The organism is Dyella sp., from assembly GCF_036568765.1.
Classification (GTDB): domain Bacteria; phylum Pseudomonadota; class Gammaproteobacteria; order Xanthomonadales; family Rhodanobacteraceae; genus GSA-30.
The window spans coordinates 1-2,139 of the sequence record NZ_DATCRY010000089.1 but is presented as its reverse complement, the minus strand read 5'-3'; the positions used below and the strand labels follow the sequence as shown (position 1 = coordinate 2,139).

Annotated in this window: 2 protein-coding genes; one reads left to right on the top strand and one right to left on the bottom strand. The window is 62.7% G+C overall.

Going from position 1 to position 2,139, the window contains the following annotated elements:
* Nucleotides 1-263 precede the first annotated feature (263 nt).
* On the bottom strand, nucleotides 264-1,535 hold the full coding sequence (locus tag VIM98_RS06705; protein ID WP_331992327.1) for an MFS transporter: 1,272 nt from the start codon (nucleotides 1,533-1,535) through the stop codon (nucleotides 264-266).
* A 74-nt stretch (nucleotides 1,536-1,609) separates the two neighbouring features.
* On the opposite strand from VIM98_RS06705, the gene VIM98_RS06700 reads away from it, so the two are divergent.
* A partial coding sequence (locus tag VIM98_RS06700; RefSeq protein WP_331992326.1) for a helix-turn-helix domain-containing protein occupies nucleotides 1,610-2,139 on the top strand: 530 nt, incomplete at its 3' end.

Genomic DNA, 2,139 nt, shown 5'->3' with positions numbered 1-2,139 from the left:
GCTGGATACTGCGGATACGTAAATCGTCGGTGTGGCTGCTCATGGAAACGTCCTTGGGTAGGGTTCCAGAGGCGGCCAACAAAAAACCGCCAGTGGATGCTGGCGGTTTGGTCTGGGATGCTTTTCGGTCTTTACTTGAAGATGCGCTCCCACGCCGCCGCCTTTGGCTTCGGATAGCCGTAAAACCAGAAATACAAAGCGGCGGAGGGGCGAGTCATGGGGGTAAGTGATAACACAAGCGGCGCCGCCTGCAAAGCGTGTCGTCAGGCCGGCTGCGCAAGGAATTGCGGCCGGCGCCGCACAGCGATCGCCAGGAACGCAGCCACCACGCCCAAGCCACCTGCAATCACGAACGATTCCAGATAGTTGCCCGTCTGCACGCGCAGAAACCCAGCCAGGAAGGCGGCAGTAGCCGCCCCGGCCTGATGTCCCGCCGCGACCCATCCGAAAACCACCGGCGCATCGCGATCGCCAAATACTTCGGCGGCGAGCTTGAGCGTCGGCGGTACCGTGGCGATCCAATCCAGGCCGTAGAACACGCCGAACAGTGCCAGGCTATGCAACGAGAAATCCGAATACGGCAGCCATATCAGCGAGGCACCGCGCAGGCCGTAGTACACGAACAACAATTTGCGCGGATCGAAACGATCGGTCAGCCAGCCTGAAAGCGTGGTGCCGATCAGATCGCAGAAACCCATCATCGCCAGCAACCCGGCGGCACGTACTTCGGGGATGCCGTGGTCGCCGCACATCGCGATGAAATGCGTGCCGATCAGCCCATTGGTGGTCAATCCGCAAATGAAGAATGTGCCGAAAAGCAGCCAGAACGTGCGATTGCGCGAGGCCTTGGACAGCGTGCCCAGCGCGGTCGTCAGCAGGTTGCGCCGCGGCGGATCCTGGACTGAATGTCCGGGATCGGCACCGTAGGGCACGAGCCCCGCATCCGATGGACGCTCCGGCAGCAACCACGCCACCAGGGGTATCAGGGCGGCACATGCCACCGATACCGTCCATACCACCGGGCGCCAGCCACCGTGTTCGGCAATCGCTGCCAGCGCCGGCAGGAAGGCAAGCGTGCCGGTCGCCGTACTGGCCGTCAGCAGACCGAGCATCAGTCCGCGATGCTTGACGAACCAGCGATTGACCACGGTTGCGCCCAGGACGATGGCTACACAACCTGAGCCGATACCTGAAAACACGCCCCATGTGAGCACCAGCTGCCAAGGCTGCGTCATCCAGTTACTCATGGCGATGGATACGGCCATCAGCGTCAGCGCCGCGATCAAGGTACGCCGGATTCCCACGGCCTGCATGAGTGCCGCCGCGAACGGTCCCATTAGCCCATAAAGAAAGATGCCTACCGCCGCTGCCAGCGAGATGCTGTCGCGGCTCCAGCCAAAGGCATGGCCCAGCGGCAGGATCAATACCCCCGGCGCGGCACGTACGCCCGCCGCCGCCAGCAGGGCCAGGAAGATCACGCCAGCGACGACAAAAGCGTAGCGCTGGCCCCAGGGGCGACGACGGATTATAGTCATGTTACCGATCGGTACGGAGTAATGGCCGCATCATACGTACCGATCGGTAACATCGTCAACGCCCGGTAGATCGCATGACCGACAAATCGCCTCCCTCGAAATCCGCCGAACCCAAGCTTCGCGCCGCCGAGCGCATCCGCCGTACGGCGCATGAGCTCTTCTATCGCGAGGGCATCCGCGCGGTGGGCGTCGACGAGATCGTCACCCGGGCCGGGGTCACCAAGCCGAGCCTTTACCGGAGCTATGCCTCCAAGGACGAATTGGCTGCCGAATACTTGCGCGACTACGAAGCGGCGTTCTGGGAGCGTTTCGACGGCGAAGCGCAGGTGCATCCCGGCGATACACGGGCGCAGCTGCTCGGTTATATGCGCGGGCTATCCACTCGCGCGACCAAGCGCGATTATCGCGGTTGCGGCCTGACCAACGCGGCGGTGGAATATCCGCACTCGGATCATCCCGCACGGAAGGTCGCTCAGACGCATAAGCGCAAGTTGCGTACGCGACTGGTGGAAATGACCACGGCCATGGGCGCGCGTCGGCCCGATGTGCTTGCCGATGGCTTGCTGCTCTTGCTCGAAGGCGCTTATGCCTCCGGCCTTATGTT